General features: G+C 62.9%; 12 protein-coding genes and 1 pseudogene. 8 read left to right on the top strand and 5 right to left on the bottom strand.

The annotated features are described in order from the left end of the window. Window positions 1–162: 162 nt before the first annotated feature. The 6 genes and pseudogenes from ACF8GB_RS07535 to ACF8GB_RS07510 all read left to right on the top strand — a co-directional run. Window positions 163–1,449: pseudogene (locus ACF8GB_RS07535) on the top strand (HAMP domain-containing protein); the annotation flags it as partial. A 102-nt stretch (window positions 1,450–1,551) separates the two neighbouring features. After that, complete coding sequence (locus tag ACF8GB_RS07530) at window positions 1,552–2,307, top strand: methyl-accepting chemotaxis protein (RefSeq protein WP_371259672.1); 756 nt, start codon at window positions 1,552–1,554, stop codon at window positions 2,305–2,307. A gap of 69 nt (window positions 2,308–2,376) precedes the next feature. Then, a complete protein-coding gene (locus ACF8GB_RS07525) occupies window positions 2,377–3,393 on the top strand; it encodes an ABC transporter substrate-binding protein (RefSeq protein WP_058638319.1) in 1,017 nt (338 codons plus the stop codon). Then, window positions 3,390–4,238 (top strand): ABC transporter permease, encoded by an 849-nt coding sequence (locus ACF8GB_RS07520; RefSeq protein WP_392526777.1) that lies wholly within the window; start codon window positions 3,390–3,392, stop codon window positions 4,236–4,238. The genes ACF8GB_RS07525 and ACF8GB_RS07520 overlap by 4 nt, the downstream gene beginning before the upstream one ends. 90 nt (window positions 4,239–4,328) lie before the next feature. After that, window positions 4,329–5,246: an AEC family transporter gene (locus ACF8GB_RS07515; RefSeq protein WP_058638321.1), complete on the top strand. Its 918-nt coding sequence runs from the start codon at window positions 4,329–4,331 to the stop codon at window positions 5,244–5,246. Between the two features lie 248 nt (window positions 5,247–5,494). Continuing rightward, on the top strand, window positions 5,495–6,346 hold the full coding sequence (locus tag ACF8GB_RS07510; protein WP_196185472.1) for a CAP domain-containing protein: 852 nt from the start codon (window positions 5,495–5,497) through the stop codon (window positions 6,344–6,346). Window positions 6,347–6,410: 64 nt separating this feature from the next. On the opposite strand, the gene ACF8GB_RS07505 is transcribed toward ACF8GB_RS07510, so the two are convergent. The 4 genes from ACF8GB_RS07505 to pgm form a co-directional block, all read right to left on the bottom strand. After that, complete coding sequence (locus tag ACF8GB_RS07505) at window positions 6,411–8,816, bottom strand: TonB-dependent siderophore receptor (RefSeq protein WP_392526776.1); 2,406 nt, start codon at window positions 8,814–8,816, stop codon at window positions 6,411–6,413. A gap of 118 nt (window positions 8,817–8,934) precedes the next feature. Continuing rightward, window positions 8,935–9,891 carry a FecR domain-containing protein gene (locus ACF8GB_RS07500; protein WP_392526775.1) on the bottom strand — a complete coding sequence of 319 codons (957 nt, stop codon included), beginning with the start codon at window positions 9,889–9,891 and terminating at the stop codon, window positions 8,935–8,937. Then, on the bottom strand, window positions 9,888–10,400 hold the full coding sequence (locus ACF8GB_RS07495) for a sigma-70 family RNA polymerase sigma factor (RefSeq protein WP_392526774.1): 513 nt from the start codon (window positions 10,398–10,400) through the stop codon (window positions 9,888–9,890). Before ACF8GB_RS07495 ends, ACF8GB_RS07500 begins: the two co-directional genes overlap by 4 nt. 78 nt (window positions 10,401–10,478) lie before the next feature. Further along, window positions 10,479–12,116, bottom strand: coding sequence for a phosphoglucomutase (alpha-D-glucose-1,6-bisphosphate-dependent) (gene pgm / locus ACF8GB_RS07490; protein ID WP_058605404.1), 1,638 nt, complete (start codon window positions 12,114–12,116; stop codon window positions 10,479–10,481). Window positions 12,117–12,346: 230 nt separating this feature from the next. Between pgm and ACF8GB_RS07485 the strand changes: the two genes are divergently transcribed. Beyond that, window positions 12,347–12,994, top strand: a complete 648-nt coding sequence (locus ACF8GB_RS07485) for a DUF1345 domain-containing protein (protein ID WP_392526773.1) — start codon at window positions 12,347–12,349, stop codon at window positions 12,992–12,994. A 306-nt stretch (window positions 12,995–13,300) separates the two neighbouring features. Continuing rightward, complete coding sequence (locus ACF8GB_RS07480; RefSeq protein WP_196141795.1) at window positions 13,301–13,561, top strand: DUF1652 domain-containing protein; 261 nt, start codon at window positions 13,301–13,303, stop codon at window positions 13,559–13,561. On the opposite strand, the gene ACF8GB_RS07475 is transcribed toward ACF8GB_RS07480, so the two are convergent. After that, window positions 13,558–15,630 (bottom strand): putative bifunctional diguanylate cyclase/phosphodiesterase, encoded by a 2,073-nt coding sequence (locus tag ACF8GB_RS07475; RefSeq protein ID WP_392526772.1) that lies wholly within the window; start codon window positions 15,628–15,630, stop codon window positions 13,558–13,560. The two genes, ACF8GB_RS07480 and ACF8GB_RS07475, sit on opposite strands and share 4 nt — an antisense overlap. Window positions 15,631–15,732 lie beyond the last annotated feature (102 nt).

Genomic DNA, 15,732 nt, shown 5'->3' with positions numbered 1-15,732 from the left:
CAGATGTCAAAACTGCCACGCAGCGGCGATTTGCCCGCAACCGGGCGGATTAAATTGAATGTTTGAATAAAGAAAAGTCTGTAGGCGCCGATACCCACCTGGGGCTGGAAATCGCCTCGCCCGTGCCCTAACCCTTACCTGTCATAAAAAGGGATCCGACCCATGCCTCTGCGACACCTTTCCATCCAATGGAAAATCACATTGCTGGCCGGCCTGTGCCTGGCCGGCATCGTCACCCTGCTCATCGGATTGTCCCTGTACCGGATGGACCACAGCTCGGACCTGGTCAAGGCCAGCAGCATGCAGATGCTGACCGAATCGGCCCAGTCGCGCATCGAATCCCAGGGCGAGGTGCAGGCCCTGAACATCCGCCGCCAATTCATGGATGCCTACCAGTACGGCGCGGGCTTTGCCAGGCAGGTACTGTTCCTGCGCGAACAGGCCGAAAAGCGCTTTCTCGATGCGTTCGACCTGCGCGAGGACATGACCCGGCAGGTGCGTGCCGCGCTTCAGGCCAACCCCGATCTGCTGGGCCTGTCACTGGTGTTCGAGCCCAATGCGCTGGACAGCAAGGACAGCCTGTTCGCCGGCCAGGCACAGCTTGGCAGCAACGAAACCGGCCGCTTCGCCCTGTACTGGTCGCAACCGCACGTAGGCCAGCTGACCTCGATGGCTCTGCCCGAGCGCGACATGGCCGACACTTCCATCGGGCCTAGCGGCCAACCTGCCAATACCTGGTGGGTATGCCCGCGCACGTCGGGCAAGGTCTGCGTGGTCGAACCCTACTTCTATGCCATCGATGGCCAGCAGGTGCTGATGACCAGCATCGTCTTCCCGCTGGTGGTGGACGGCAAGGCGATCGCCACGCTGTCGGTGGACATCAACCTGAACAGCTTGCAGGCACTGAGCGAACAGGCCAGCCGCAGCCTCTATGAAGGCCGCACCACCGTGGGCATTCTGAGCCCAGTGGGCTTGCTGGCAGGTTACAGTCTAGATGCCAGCAAGCTCTCCCAGCGCTTCGACCAGATCGACACGACCAAGGGTGCAGACCTGGTGGCCAAGATGGCCGACGGCAAAATGACCATCATCAATGATCGCCAGCGCCTGAAAGTGCTCGCGGCCTTCCGTCCGATTCCGGACGCCAAGCCATGGGGCGTGTTGCTGGACGTCCCTGAAAACGCCCTGACCGGGCCTGCCGAGGCACTGAAACAGGAACTGGACGCCCTCAACACCAGCGGTACCCTCCTCGAACTGGGCCTTGGCCTGGCAGCAGCCATCTTCGGCCTGCTGATGGTGTGGCTGATGGCCCGTGGCGTTACCCGCCCGATCCTGGGCGTGGCGGCCATGCTCAAGGACATCGCCAGTGGCGAAGGTGACCTGACCCGCCGTTTGACCTACGACAAGCAGGATGAACTGGGCGAACTGGCGGGCTGGTTCAACCGTTTCCTGGACAAACTGCAGCCCACCATCGCCGAGGTAAAACAGTCGGTACAGGCCGCCCGCTCAACGGCCGATCAGTCATCGGCCATCGCTACCCAGACCAGCGCCGGCATGGAACAGCAATACCGCCAGGTGGACCAGGTAGCCACCGCCTCCCATGAGATGAGCGCGACCGCCCAGGACGTCGCCCGAAGCGCTGCGCAAGCCGCGCAGGCGGCACGCGACGCCGACCAGGCCACCCGCGAAGGGTTGGCGGTGATCGATCGCACCACCCACAGCATCGACTCACTGGCCGCTGACATGAGCACGGCCATGGCCGAGGTGCAGGGCCTGTCGCAGAACAGCGAGAAAATTGGCTCCGTACTGGAGGTCATCCGCTCGATTGCCGAGCAGACCAACTTGCTGGCGCTCAACGCCGCCATCGAAGCAGCCCGAGCCGGTGAGGCCGGGCGCGGCTTTGCGGTGGTCGCCGACGAAGTCCGCAACCTGGCCCAGCGCACCCAGGAGTCGGTCGAAGAAACCCGCCAGGTCATCGAAGCCTTGCAGGACGGTACCCGCGAAGTGGTGGGCGCAATGGACAACAGCCATCGTCAGGCCCAAAGCGGCGTGCAGCAGGTGGGCCAGGCCGTGACCGCCTTGCAGCGCATTGGCCAGGCGGTGACGGTCATCACCGACATGAACCTGCAGATCGCCTCGGCAGCCGAGGAACAAAGCGCGGTGGCTGAAGAAATCAACAGCAACGTGGCAACCATTCGCGATGTCACCGAGTCGCTGTCCGGCCAGGCCAACGAATCGGCGAGGGTCAGTCAGTCGCTCAATGCCTTGGCCAACCAGCAGCAGGCATTGATGGACCAGTTCCGCGTCTAAGTCTGCCGCCTGCGCCGCGTCGTCTACACTTGCCCCATCCCCGAAGGGCTGTAGACGACGAGGTTAGGCATGAAACGAGGTTCATCGCTGCTGTTCGGGGTGCTGTTCGCCCTGGGTCTGGCCACTGCCGACAGCGCTGGCGCTGCCGATCAGAAATCGCCCATTCGCTTTGGCGCCCTTACCTGGGAAAGCGGTGCCTTCACCACCGAACTCCTGCGCGTGATCGTCGAGCGTGGCTACGGCTACGCCACCGAAACACTGCCTGGGAGCACGGTCAGCCTGGAAGTCGCCCTGGCCCGTAACGACTTGCAGGTAATCGCCGAAGAGTGGGCGGGCCGCAGCCCTGCCTGGGTCAAGGCCGAGCAGGCAGGCCAGGTGTTTGCACTGGGCGACACGGTCAAGCATGCCGAAGAAGGCTGGTGGGTACCGGCGTATGTCATCGAAGGCGATGCGTCGCGTAACCTCAAGCCCTTGGCACCTGAGTTGCACAGCGTCGAAGACCTAAAGCGCTACGCCCCGGTGTTCCGCGACCCCGAATCACCCGACAAAGGCCGTTTCCTTAACAGCCCCAGTGGTTGGACGTCCGAAACCGTGAACAGCCAGAAGCTCAAGGCCTATGGCCTCGACGAACTGTACACGAACTTGCGCACAGGGTCGGGGGCCGCAATGGATGCCGAGATCGGGTCGGCTATTCGCCGGGGCCAACCCGTGCTTTTCTACTACTGGAACCCTACGCCGCTCATGGGCCGCTACAAGCTCGTGCGGCTACAGGAACCTGCATTCGATGCCCAGGCCTGGGCGACGTTGACCGACCCTGCCAACCCAGCTCCAACAGGCAGCAGTTCGCTGCCAGCCAAACTTTCGGTTGGCGTGTCCAAAGCCTTTCGTGAGCAATACCCGGACTTGGTCCAGGTGTTCGAGCGGGTGGACCTGCCTATCGACCCGCTCAACCAGGCACTGGCGCAAATGAGCGAAAAACGGACCCCTCCCCGTGACGCCGCCTTGGCGTTCATGCGCCAGCACCCGCAAGTGTGGAAGGCTTGGCTTCCCGAGCACGTGGCCACCAAGGTCGAGGGCGGTCTGTGAGCAATGGTTTTCCCCAGGCTTTGCAGTTTTCCTTCGCCGACCAGGTCAACCGCATGGTCGACTGGTTGGTACTCCACTACGGGGATCACTTGCGCAGCGTCTCCGACCAGTTGCTGCACGTGCTCGTTGGCCTGGAAAACCTATTGAGGCTTATGCCGTGGTGGCTACTGCTGGCGGTGGTCGGTGCGCTGGCCTGGCATGCTTGCCGAAGCCTGCTGCGAAGTTGTGTTCTGGTAGGGCTGCTGGCACTCATCGGCATGCTGGGGTTGTGGGACAAACTGCTGCAAACCCTGGCGTTGGTGCTGGTCAGTACCGGGCTGTGCGTGCTGGTGGGCATACCGTTGGGCGTCGTGCTGGCAGCTCGGCCGTTGGCAAGACGCCTGGTAATGCCGGTGCTCGACGTGATGCAGACCCTACCCGCCTTCGTCTACCTGATTCCCGTGTTGATGCTCTTCGGCCTGGGCAAGGTGCCTGCGGTTTTCGCGACCTTGATCTATGCCCTGCCCCCTTTGGTGCGGCTCACCGAGCTTGGGTTGAGCCAGATAGACCCATCGTTGCTCAAGGCTGCCCAAGGCCTCGGCGCGACCCGCGCTCAGCGACTCAGGCGCATCGCCCTGCCCCTGGCGCTGCCCAGCATCATGGCCGGGCTCAATCAGTCGGTGATGATGGCCCTGTCGATGGTCGTGGTCGCGTCGATGATTGGGGCGCGAGGGCTGGGTGAAGATGTACTGGCAGGCATCCAGACGCTGAACGTCGGCCAGGGCGTCGAGGCAGGGCTGGCCATCGTGGCACTGGCCATGGTCATCGACCGGATCAGCCAGGCATATGGGCGTGGACGGCGTTGAAAGGCGTTAGCCAGACCGGTGGGACGGGCATGGCCAAGCGGGTGTCCGGCCGGTAGTCTGTGCAACGTACCCGGCCACGGATCTGTCTCCATGCTGCATGTGCTGTTGACCACCCTGCTTCCGATCATCCTGTTGATCGCCCTGGGCACGCTGCTGCGGGTGCGTGGCTTCGTCGCGCAGAGCTTCTGGCCAGGTGCCGAGCGCCTGAGCTACTACGTGCTGCTGCCCTCGTTGTTCCTCCATGGCCTGGCCACTGCCAACCTGGACGGGGTGCCGGTGCTGGGCATGGTCGCGGTGCTGATGCTCTCGACCCTGTCCGGGGCATTGCTGCTGGTGCTTTATCAAGGCGTTCGCCAGCACGACGGCGCCGACTTCACCTCGCTGTTTCAGGGTGGCATCCGGTTCAACAACTACATCGGCGCGACCCTGGCCGCGGGCATCTATGGCAGTGCGGGTATCGCCTTGGCAGCAGTGGCCAATGCAGCCATCGTGCCACTGGTCAATCTGCTCTGCGTGCTGGTCTTCGCGCGCTTCAGCGCCCGGCACAGCTCGCCGCTGGCGGTACTGCGGGCAATCCTGGCCAACCCGCTGATTCTAGGGTGTGCGGGGGGCATGCTGTTGCGGGTGACGGGGCTTGGGTTGCCAGCTGGTATCGAACCTACCCTCGGCGCGCTGGGCCATGCCGCGTTGCCGCTGGGGTTGCTGTGCGTTGGTGCGGCACTGGGTGGTGCACGTATCGGTGATCAGGCCCAGCCATTGATAGCGGCTTCTGTGTTCAAGTTTCTGGTAATGCCAGCGACGACATGGGGCTTGTGCCGCCTGCTCGGTCTCAATGGCCAGGCCGCTGTAGTGGCGGTGATTTTCCAGGCGCTGCCAACGGCATCGTCTTCCTACGTCATGGCCAGGCAAATGGGCGGCAACGCGCCCCTCATGGCAACCATCATCGCGGTACAGACGGTGGTGGCGGCGGCCACGCTTCCTTTGGTCCTTTCATTGTTACTGGGCTAACCCCCGCGCAAACCCAGCATGGCCCACGTCATGCTGGGTGCAAGTCGGGCCCAGGCCCGCCACGCGCTTACTACCAACGTTTGGCCTGGACATTACCGCACTTTTTGCCCGGGCTGCGGTCTACTCTCCCTTACGACCGACAATGATTGCATGCGTTTTCAATGCGTTGCACAGCTCGGGTCAAAACCATCGGGCTTGTGTAGGATAGGCAGCGCCTACTCGCCGCTGCCAGCCTCAGGGAGAACCATATGCGCGTCCTGTCATCTGTCGCTGCCTTCACGCTTGGGCTGATCGTTTCGTCCCAGGCGCTGGCTGTCACGGGCGAAGAAGCACAGCTGATCGCGTCGATCAACGCATACCGCAGCCAGGCGCAGCCCTGCGGCGAGCAGGCTTCGCTGGAACTACCGCCGCTTAACAGCGACACTCGCCTGGCGCTGTCTCCCGAAGGCACCCGTGACCTTCAGCAGGCCATGACCCGCGCCGGTTACCCGATGGTCAATGTGCAGGCGATCAGCCTCTCTGGTCCCCGTGATGCACGCGCAGCCATGCACGCCATCGAAGAAAGCTTCTGCCAGGTGGTGCTCGACCCTCAGTTCGTCGACATCGGCGTCAGCCAGGAAGGGCGGGACTGGCGCGTTGTGCTGGCTCGCCCCCTGCTCTCTGGCCGCTTGGGCGACTGGCAAGCGGAAGGGCAGAAGATGCTCCAGGAAATCAACGCCGCGCGTCAGCAACCCCGCCAGTGCGGCGGCCAGCCCTACGCCGCCGCCCCTGCACTTGGCTGGAACACGATGCTGGCCGGGGTGGCGGCCAGCCACACACGGGCCATGGCCAACCAGAATTTCTTCGATCACATCGACAAAGAGGGCCGCACCCCAGGCGACCGGGCTGAGCTTGCCGGTTATCTGTACCAGCAGATTGGCGAGAACATCGCCGCCGGGCGCGACACGCCGCACAAGGTGGTTCAAGGCTGGCTGGACAGCCCAGGCCACTGCGCAATCCTGATGAGCGCCGACTTCCGGGAGCTCGGCGCAGCCTATGCCGTAGACCCGAAGAGCGATGCCGGCATCTACTGGACGGCCCTGTTCGGCTCGCCGCAGTAGCGCCAGCTTTCACCAGCAACAGCCAACACCCGCAGTGTTGGCCCCGGGCTTTTTGCAGGCCGGATCAGAAACCCAGCGTGGCGGACAGCATGTAGGTGCGTGGCGTCGACAAGGTCAGCCCCGGCTCGGCGTCATCCGGCGCGCCTGCTGAGCTCCAGTAACGATCATCGAGTACGTTTTCGACGCTGGCGCGCAGGGTCACCTGCGTGTCGTCCAGCTTGAACGCATACCGTGCCCCCACGTCATAGCGCTCCCAGCCGTCGATTTTCTTGCTGTTGTTCTGGTCCAGGTACTGGGAGCTCGAGTGCGTGCCACGTGCCGTCAGGGTCAGCCCCTGCACCCCCGGCACATCCCATTCGGCACCCAGGTTAACGTTGTACGCGGGCGTTGCAGGCGCACGGTTGCCATCGTAGGCACCTGCGACGGTATCGGTCAGTTCGCTGTCGATATACATCACCCCGCCCAGCACACGCACCCCTGTGGCGGGTTCACCGAACACGTTCAGCTCCACACCGCGGTTGTTGCGCTTGCCATTGGGGCCGAAGACCCGGGAGCCGGGGTTGGTTTCATAGGCAGGCTGACGGATTCTGAAGGCGCTGGCCGTAAACGCCACTTTGCCCAGGTCATACTTGGCACCCACTTCCACCTGGCGGCTGGTGAAAGGTGGGAATATCTGGTCCTCGTTGATCGACGTGGACGGTGCGATCTTGCCTTGGCTCAAGCCCTCCATGTAGTTGGCATACACCGACAGCTCGTCCGTGACCTTGTACAGCACGCCACCGGAGGGCGAGACCTTCTTCTCGTCATACGCCGTATCGCCTTTGACCCCATCACTCCAATCGTCCACCTGCACCCGCTGCCAGCGCAGCCCTAGGGTCAACAGCAATCGGTCATCGAAAAAGCCGAGGGTGTCGGACAACGCCAACCCGGAGAACCGGTTCTCGGTGTAATCCTTCGAATCGAGCCGCGTTGGGGTACCTGGCGTCGGCGTAGCCGTAGGATGGTAGAGGTTGCCGGGTGAGGAAGCGTAACGAGCCCCCCCATTGGTGAAGTCCATGTAGTAATACGTTGCAGCCAGGTTGACCTCGTGGCTGACCGGCCCAGTGTGTAACCAGGTCCTCAAGCCCGCCAAGGCGGTGCGCACCGATTCATCCCTGCTGAAATCGCGGGGCTGGATGGTGAAGTCGCCAGCATTGTTAATCAGAGAAACGTTATGGCGCAGGAAATCGTGCCGGCTCTCCCTGGCACCCACTGCGCCATAGGCCAGCACAGAATCGCTGAGATCATATTCGGCGTGCACTGCCCCGAAGGTATCGTTGGTACGCGCCTTGCTCCACGCCTGGGCGTAGTTGCGGTGCACACCGCCAGCACGCGGTACCTGGGCGCGGGGCCCAACCAGCACACGTTCCTGGGGGGCATCAGTATCACGCTCGGTATGCCCGAGGTCGGCCGAAAGCCGCAGGCGCTCGCCGCGAAAATCCAGCCCCAGCACGGCCATTTCGCGGTCCACTTGCTGGTGGTCCCACTCGGTATCGCCGGACTGTTTCACCGCATTCAGACGCATGCCGAACTGCTGCTGGTCGCCGAACCTTCGCCCTACGTCAACGGCCCCGCCTACCTGGCCCGCCGAGGCGTAGCTGCCGGTGAACTCGGTGATCGGCGTGTCACCGGCGCGTTTGGGTTGGATGTTGATGCCGCCGCCGACGCTGCCCCGTGGTGCGATGCCGTTGATCAGTTGGCTAGGGCCCTTGATGATGTCGACCCGTTCGGCCATCTCCATATCGATCGAGTAGGTAGGCAGCAAGCCATAGAGGCCGTTGTAGGACACATCACTGTTATACAAGCTGAAACCGCGAATGGTGAACTGCTCGAAACGCCCACCGGCCGGGTTGGTGGCACGAACCGAAGGGTCACTGGCGACCAGTTCGCTCAGGGTGCGCGCCTGTTGGTTCTTCACCAGATCGCTGGTGTAGCTGGTGATGCTGAACGGCGTTTCCATGAAATCGCGCGCACCCAGCAAGCCTTGTGCGCCCTGGCGAGCGACCTGACCGCCTGCATAAGGGAGCGCCTCGTCGGTGGTCGGTGGGCCGCCGACGATGCTGGTAGGGGCTATTTCCAGCGCGCCCCCTTGCTGCGGCGACGGCACGAGCGTAAAGGCATCGTGGCCCACAGGTACCCATTGCAGACCGCTGCCGCGTAGTAATTGCCTGAAGCCTTCATCGACGCTGTACTGGCCGGCCAGCCCTTCACTACGCAGGCCCTTGACCAGCGCCGGGTCCAGCGACAAGCTGACCCCTGCTTGATCGGCGAATCGGGTCAAGGCCGCCCCCAGGCTCGCCGCTGGCACTTGGTACGTGCGCCGGACTGGCTCGTCGGCCCAGGCGGGAATGCCCAGTAGCAGGCTCATGGCGAACAATGGGCGAGCTGCGCGCACCCATGGGCGCAGGTGAATGGACTTTACTGCAGGCATCGATGAGGCTCCCCTTTATGGTGTTCTACGGGTAATGACAGGCGAGCACGAAAAAAGGGGACAGCATCGCGTTGATATCACGTGCAATGCGCCGCAACGCAGCGCTCGGGTTCGAGCCTCAGGCAGTCGTTGTTCGCGGCACCAGCGTGATCCAATAGCGGGTACGGGCCACCACCTGCACCGGCAGGCTCGCGGCGAGCAGCGCCAATACCCGGTCGGTGTCATCCAGGCGGAAGGTGCCGGTCACCCTGAGCCTGTCCAGCGCCGGATCCCAGCGCAGCACGCCTGGGCGATAGCGGCTCAACTCCACCAGCAGGTCGCCTAGACGTTGATCGTCCAGGCGCAACACGCCATCTCGCCACCCCAGTCGCCAAGCTTGAAGAGGACCGACATTTCGCAGACCTGACGCCAGAACGGCAGCTTGCTGGCCGGCGGTGAGGCGCAGGCGATCTCCCTTCAGCGGCTGAACGTCTGCCCGGCCCTGGACAACTGCAACCTGACACCCTGGTTCGACCAGGCGGATGCACACCTGCCCCGGGCCAAGGGTTGCACCACCCACTGTCACCTGACCTGAAGGTACCTGGATGGTCAGGGGTTGAAGGCCAGGCGTGTCGACTGAAACTTCGCCGCGTCGCAACCACAGCCTGTGATTGGCAGCGTCCACGTCGACAGCGCTGTCGGTGTTCAACTGCACCTTAGTGCCATCCCCCAGCGTCATGAGCCGCCGTTCACCCACACCCGTACGCAGATCAGCAGCCCAGGCCTCAAGGGGCAATTCGCGGCTCAACCACCAAGCCGTAGGCACCAGCGCTGCCAAACCGAGCATTTGAACAAGCGCGGCACGTCGGCCGTGATCGGGACGGTCAAGGGTGGCCATGGCCAAACTGGCAGGCAACCCGGTAAAGCGCTCACGCAAGCGCAGCGCTTGCTGCCAGGCAGCCTCATGCACAGCGCTTTGCCCCCGCCACTGCTCAAGCCCGGTCAAGTCCGCCTCGCGGGTATCGCCTGAATCGATGAGCACCAGCCACTGGGCGGCCTCGCGCAACGCCTCCCGTTGGTGCACAGGCGGGCTCACTGAAGTTCGGCCAACAGGCAGTGCTCGTAGGCCTGCGCCATGTAGCGCTTGACCGAACGCTCACAAACACCAAGCCGGCTGGCGATTTCGGCGTAGCTCAGCCCTTCGAGTTGGCTTAGCAGAAAAGCCTTGCGCACGACCGGCTTCAAACCGTCCAGCAATTGATCAAGCGCTTGCAGCGTTTCGAGCAACAACCAGCGCTGTTCGGGCGAAGGCGCGTGCTGTTCGGGCAGGTGCACCAGGGCCTCAAGGTAGGCTTTCTCGAGGCTGCGGCGTTGGTGAAGGTTGCTTAGAAGTCGCTTGCCGACCGTCAGCAGGTAGGCGCGTGGCTCGCGGAAGTCGGTCAACGGCTGGGCGCTGGCCATCACGCGAAGGAAGGTATCCTGACTCAGGTCGGCCGCATCCCAGGCATTGCCCATGCGCCGTCGTAGCCAGCCTTCGAGCCAGCCACGGTGCTCCCGGTAAAGGTCAGGGAAGCTTTGCGTGGGCGGCGGCGCGGCTTCGAACATGGACAAGTCCCTGCGATGATGTAAATAGGATTAATTCTAATTTACATCTCATCGCAGGGCCAAGCCCTTTATCACCGCTTACGCAATGGCCGCATCCACCAGCACCTGGGCTTCCTGAACCAATCGTTGCAAGTGGGCTTCGTCGACAAAACTTTCCGCGTAGATCTTGTAGATGTCCTCGGTGCCAGACGGGCGGGCCGCGAACCAGCCATTAGCGGTGATGACCTTAAGACCGCCGATCGCCTGCCCATTACCCGGCGCGTGGCTCAGGATCTGCAGGATCGGCTCTCCAGCAAGCTCGGTAGAGGTCACTTGCTCAGGCGCAAGCTTGCTCAACAACCCTTTCTGGCGGGCGTCGGCCTTGGCCTCGACGCGGGTAGCGAACGGCTTGCCAAGCGCCTGGGTCAGCTCGGCGTACGCCTGGCTCGGGTTACGTCCCGTCCGGGCGGTCATCTCCGCAGCCAGCAAGGCCGGGATGAGGCCATCCTTGTCGGTTGCCCATACCGAGCCGTCGCGGCGCAGGAACGAGGCGCCCGCACTTTCTTCGCCACCAAAGCCCAGCGAGCCGTCGAACAGGCCTTGGGCAAAGTACTTGAAGCCCACGGGTACTTCGTACAGCTCGCGACCCAACCGTTTGGTCACCCGATCGATCAGGCCGCTGGACACGACCGTCTTGCCGACGGCCGCGTCGGTGCGCCACTGTGGACGGTTGCGGTACAGGTAGTCGATGGCCACGGCCAAGTAGTTGTTAGGTTGCAGCAAGCCGTCGGGCGTGACGATGCCATGGCGATCGTGGTCCGGGTCGCAGGCAAAGGCCACGTCGAAGCGCTCGCGCAGGCCGATCAAGCCCTGCATGGCGTAGGGTGACGAAGGGTCCATGCGAATCTGGCCATCCCAGTCGACGCTCATGAAACGGAACGTCGGGTCGACCTCGGTGTTCACCACTTCCAGGTCCAGTTGATAGTGCTGGGCAATGGCCGACCAGTAGCGCACCCCTGCCCCACCCAGCGGGTCCACGCCCAAGCGCAGCTTGGCTGCACGGATGACCTCGAAGTCGATGACGTTTTCCAGGTCTGCCACATAGTGGCTGATGTAGTCGTGACGATGGGTGGTAGGGGCCTGCAGCGCCTGGGCGTGGTCGATACGCTTGACCCCTGCCAGCCCGGCTGCCAGCAATTCGTTGGCCTTGGCTTCAATCCACTTGGTGACGTCGCTGTCGGCCGGGCCGCCGTTGGGTGGGTTGTACTTGAAGCCACCACTTTGCGGCGGGTTGTGCGAGGGCGTGATCACCACGCCGTCGGCCAGGCCGTCCTGGCGCCCACGGTTGTAGCAGAGGATGGCGTGGGACACCGCCGGTGTCGGGGTGTATTCGTCGTCCTTGGACAACATCACCTGTACACCGTTGGCAGCCAGCACTTCCAATGCACTCGCCGCGGCAGGCGCCGACAGCGCATGGGTATCAGCACCGACGAACAGCGGGCCATCGATGCCCTTTTCCTGGCGGTACAGGCAGATGGCCTGGGTGATGGCCAGCACATGGTGTTCGTTGAAGCTCAACTCGAGCGAAGTACCCCGGTGCCCCGATGTGCCGAAAGCGACACGCTGGCTCGCCACGCCAGCATCCGGCCGACCGGTGTAGTAGGCCGTGAGTAGGCGGGGAATATCGACCAGCACGCTGGCTGGAGCCGGCTTGCCTGCCAAAGGACTGAGCGTCATGCATTAACCTCGAGTTCAGCGAAATGTGGGGGTTAGAGCGTGCAGTGTACTGAGAGTTGCAAGTGCGCGCGATGCAGTGCACGAAAGAAACCGTGGGTATCGCTCAAGGGCAATTCGACGCCTACCGCCGTCGCTGCCCAGGGAGCGTATCGAGGCCCTGCCCATGCGGATCTTGGCACACGCCAGGCGGTCAGAAACCTTGTCGAGCACACCCCCTGCTGTGAGGCAACATGGCTCTCCATCGTCTAACGCGCACCCATCCTAGATTGAGCTTGGCCACAGGCGTAGGGTTGCTGGGCGCCTGGCTGGTCCCTGTCACTGACCCTGTGCAACGCCTGCTGGCGGGTTGGAACATTGGCGTTTGGTTGTACCTGATGCTGGTACTCTGGCTCAGCTGCACCGCAAGCCCTGCAAAGGTTCGCAGGGTGGCCCACAGCGAAGACGAAAACGCAGGCCTGGTGCTGCTTACCGTCTGCATCGCGGCAATCGCCAGCCTGGTCGCCGTGACGCTGCAACTGGTGTCCAGCCGCGGGCTGCATGGCAGCGCATTGACGGCTCACTACTTGTACACCGGGTTCACCGTCGCAGGCTCCTGGCTGCTGATCGGCTGCATCTTCAGCCTGCACTATGCGCGGCTGTTCTATGCAGAGACGGCCACGGCGCCGCCTTTACGCTTCGCCGATGGAGAAACCCAGCCGGACTACTGGGACTTTCACTACGTGTCGTTCACCATCAGCGTGGCCGTTCAGACATCCGACGTGGGTGTAGCCGGTAGAGCGATGCGGCGGGTGGTACTGGCCCACTCGCTCGTGGGGTTCGTGTTCAACACCGCCATCCTCGGTTTCACCATCAATATCGCGGCTGGATTGCTTGGGTGACCTTCCGCCGGTCGGATTTCACGAATTCAAGCCATACTAGGCCCATCAGGTTCCAAGAGCCGTCGCGCGTACCCACGCCGGGTCTGGATCAGGGCGCTCGGTGCGCTCGCCAGAGGGGCAAAAATGTGAAGATGCGCCTTGACCTGCTTCTGAAAGTCCTCTGCGCTGTGATGCAGATCATGCCCTGCAACATTTGTCACATTTGCAAGTGAGAATACCGTCAACCAGATGCTATGGTTACTTTCCCGGCAGCCACAGTACGCGGCCGCCCTTCACCAGCTTTCAGTCACGTACAAGGAGGCTCGGATGAACAAGATGACCTTCCCCAACGCCTGCCAGGTCATGCGCTGGCACTTCCATCCGCTGGGCTTCGAAGCCAACATGGATGCGCCGCGCAGCATGGTGGCGCGGCTGTTCGACAGAAGCACGGGCGAAACCTTGCTGGCCATAGCGGGCATCCCCTGCATGGCCATCATGGCTGCCAGCGATGTCGAGCGCATCATCGAAGCGGTCGAAGCCGAACTCGAAGCCTTCCAGCCCCCGCCCCTGCTGCGCAACGCCAGTTAACCCATGACCGGGCCCGGGCTCGACCCCAGCAACTGCTCGGCCGGCACGGGTCGGCCGAGCAGGTAGCCCTGAAGCGCATCGCAGCCCAGCCGCGTCAGGAAGGCTTGCTGACTTGAAGTCTCGACCCCTTCTGCGACGATTCGCAATCCCAGTGCGCGGCCCAACGCTACGATGGCCGACACGATGGCCGCATCCTCGCCCTCATCCTCCAGCTCGCGTACAAACCCTCGGTCGATTTTCAGCTCGTTGGCCGGCAAGCGCTTGAGGTACATCAGGCTGGAATAACCTGTACCAAAGTCGTCAATTGACAGGTCTACGCCCATGTCCGAAAGCTGCTGAAGGACAGTCAGGCTCACCTCCACGTCCGACATCGCCGTGGTTTCGGTGATCTCCAATGTCAGGCAGTTGGCGGGCACTGCATGGCGTTCCAGAGCGCGCGCCACGCTATCGAGCAGCCCCGCGTGGCAAAACTGGATGGCCGACAGGTTGACCGCGATCCGCCAACCCTCGATACCTTCATCCAGCCACAGGCGCATCTGGCGACATGCTTCGTCCAATACCCAGTCACCGATGGAAATGATCAGGCCGGTCTTTTCCGCAAGGCTGATGAAACGGTCAGGGCCCAAGAGCCCGTGCTGCGGATGCTCCCAACGCAGCAGCGCCTCGGCGCCGATCGGTTGACACTGTTTGGCGTCGAACTTGGGTTGGTAATGCAGACGAAATTGCCCCGCCGCCACTGCCAGGCGCAAATCCTGCACCAACTGCAACTGCTGCCGGGCATTGCTGTTCATCGAGGCGTCGAAAAAGCTGTAGCCATTCTTGCCTACCCGCTTGGCGTGATACATGGCAGCGTCGGCGTTGCGCAGCAGTTCGTGCTGGTCCTGACCGTTGCCGGGGTACAGGACGATACCCAGGCTGGCCGAAAGCTGCAGGTCATGCTCAGCCACCTTGAAAGGCCGCGAAACCAGGTTTACCTGTTTGATGGCAACGTTCATGGCGTCGCTCGGGTCTTGTAACTCGACCAACAGCACAAACTCATCCCCGCCGATGCGCGCCAGTGTGTCCTGGCTGTGCAGGTGCCCGCGCAATCGCGTCGCCACAGCTTTGAGCAGCAGGTCTCCGGCATGATGGCCAAAGGCATCGTTGACCGGCTTGAACCCGTCCAGATCAATGAACATCAGCGCAAAGCAACCGCCCTGCTCGGCTACCTTGGCGATGGCCAGTTCGATGCGGTCAGCCAGCAGGCTGCGATTGGGCAGGCCTGTGAGCGTGTCGTGCAATGCCAGCTGAGTCAGCTCCTGGTTGGCCAGGGTCAGCGACCTGGCCAGCGCCGCCGTGCGGGCCTCGAGGCGCGCGTCCAGTACGGAGGTCAGCAAAGCCACCAGCAGCACCGCAAAGGTCGTGATCAGGACAAGCGATATCAGGCCATCCCCCTCAAGGCCATCGGGCAGCGCACCGCAGAAACTGCCCTTGGGAAACCCAGCGGCCGCCATACCGGTGTAGTGCATGCCGACGATGGCGATCCCCATGAGCACCGCTGCCAGCCCACGGATTTGACGCACGTAGGGGGTCTGTCGGCGCAACCGGAACGCGATCCACAACGCCGCCGCCGAAGCGCCCACCGCGATCAGCAGCGAAGCCAGAAACAGGCTCGGGTCGTAGTCGATGCCGGGTGTCATGCGCAGCGCTGCCATGCCGGTGTAATGCATGCTGGCGATACCGGCTCCCATGATGAGCGCGCCGAGGGCAAGCTGCAGGGCGGGCAAGCTGGGCTGGCTGACCAGCCAGAGGGCGAAGCCCGAGGACAGCACCGCAATCAGCAGCGAGCATGCGGTCAACGTCAGGTCATAGCCCAGCTCGATTGGCAGTTGCAAGGCGAGCATGCCGACAAAATGCATGGACCAGATGCCGGTTCCCATGGCCAGCGCCCCGCCGATCATCCACAGGGAGGCGGCATACCCCCTGGCGGTGGCAATGCGTCCGGCAAGGTCCAGAGCCGTATAGGACGCAAGGATGGCCACGCACAAGGAAATCAACACCAGCGAAGAGGAGTAGCTAGCGGTCAGCATTTTGCGAAGTACCAAGGAGCCGGCAGAGGTAGGCACGAAAGGCCGACCATTGTACTCAAGCTTTGGTAAAACGCACGGTGTTTCGGCATATCAAATGGCCAT

The organism is Pseudomonas sp. xss_4 (assembly GCF_043104125.1).
Taxonomy (GTDB): domain Bacteria; phylum Pseudomonadota; class Gammaproteobacteria; order Pseudomonadales; family Pseudomonadaceae; genus Aquipseudomonas; species Aquipseudomonas parafulva_B.
Note: the sequence above shows the minus strand (reverse complement) of the source record. Positions and strands in the feature narration are given on the sequence as shown.

What these genes read in the sequence shown, in the direction of transcription:
- ACF8GB_RS07495 (WP_392526774.1), bottom strand. Translation starts at nt 10,400, where the DNA reads ATGTTCGAAGCCGCGCCGCCGCCCACGCAAAGCTTCCCTGACCTTTAC.
- ACF8GB_RS07515 (WP_058638321.1), top strand. Translation starts at nt 4,329, where the DNA reads ATGCTGCATGTGCTGTTGACCACCCTGCTTCCGATCATCCTGTTGATC.
- ACF8GB_RS07475 (WP_392526772.1), bottom strand. Translation starts at nt 15,630, where the DNA reads ATGCTGACCGCTAGCTACTCCTCTTCGCTGGTGTTGATTTCCTTGTGC.
- ACF8GB_RS07480 (WP_196141795.1), top strand. Translation starts at nt 13,301, where the DNA reads ATGAACAAGATGACCTTCCCCAACGCCTGCCAGGTCATGCGCTGGCAC.
- ACF8GB_RS07505 (WP_392526776.1), bottom strand. Translation starts at nt 8,816, where the DNA reads ATGCCTGCAGTAAAGTCCATTCACCTGCGCCCATGGGTGCGCGCAGCT.
- ACF8GB_RS07485 (WP_392526773.1), top strand. Translation starts at nt 12,347, where the DNA reads ATGGCTCTCCATCGTCTAACGCGCACCCATCCTAGATTGAGCTTGGCC.
- pgm (WP_058605404.1), bottom strand. Translation starts at nt 12,116, where the DNA reads ATGACGCTCAGTCCTTTGGCAGGCAAGCCGGCTCCAGCCAGCGTGCTG.
- ACF8GB_RS07525 (WP_058638319.1), top strand. Translation starts at nt 2,377, where the DNA reads ATGAAACGAGGTTCATCGCTGCTGTTCGGGGTGCTGTTCGCCCTGGGT.
- ACF8GB_RS07530 (WP_371259672.1), top strand. Translation starts at nt 1,552, where the DNA reads ATGGAACAGCAATACCGCCAGGTGGACCAGGTAGCCACCGCCTCCCAT.
- ACF8GB_RS07510 (WP_196185472.1), top strand. Translation starts at nt 5,495, where the DNA reads ATGCGCGTCCTGTCATCTGTCGCTGCCTTCACGCTTGGGCTGATCGTT.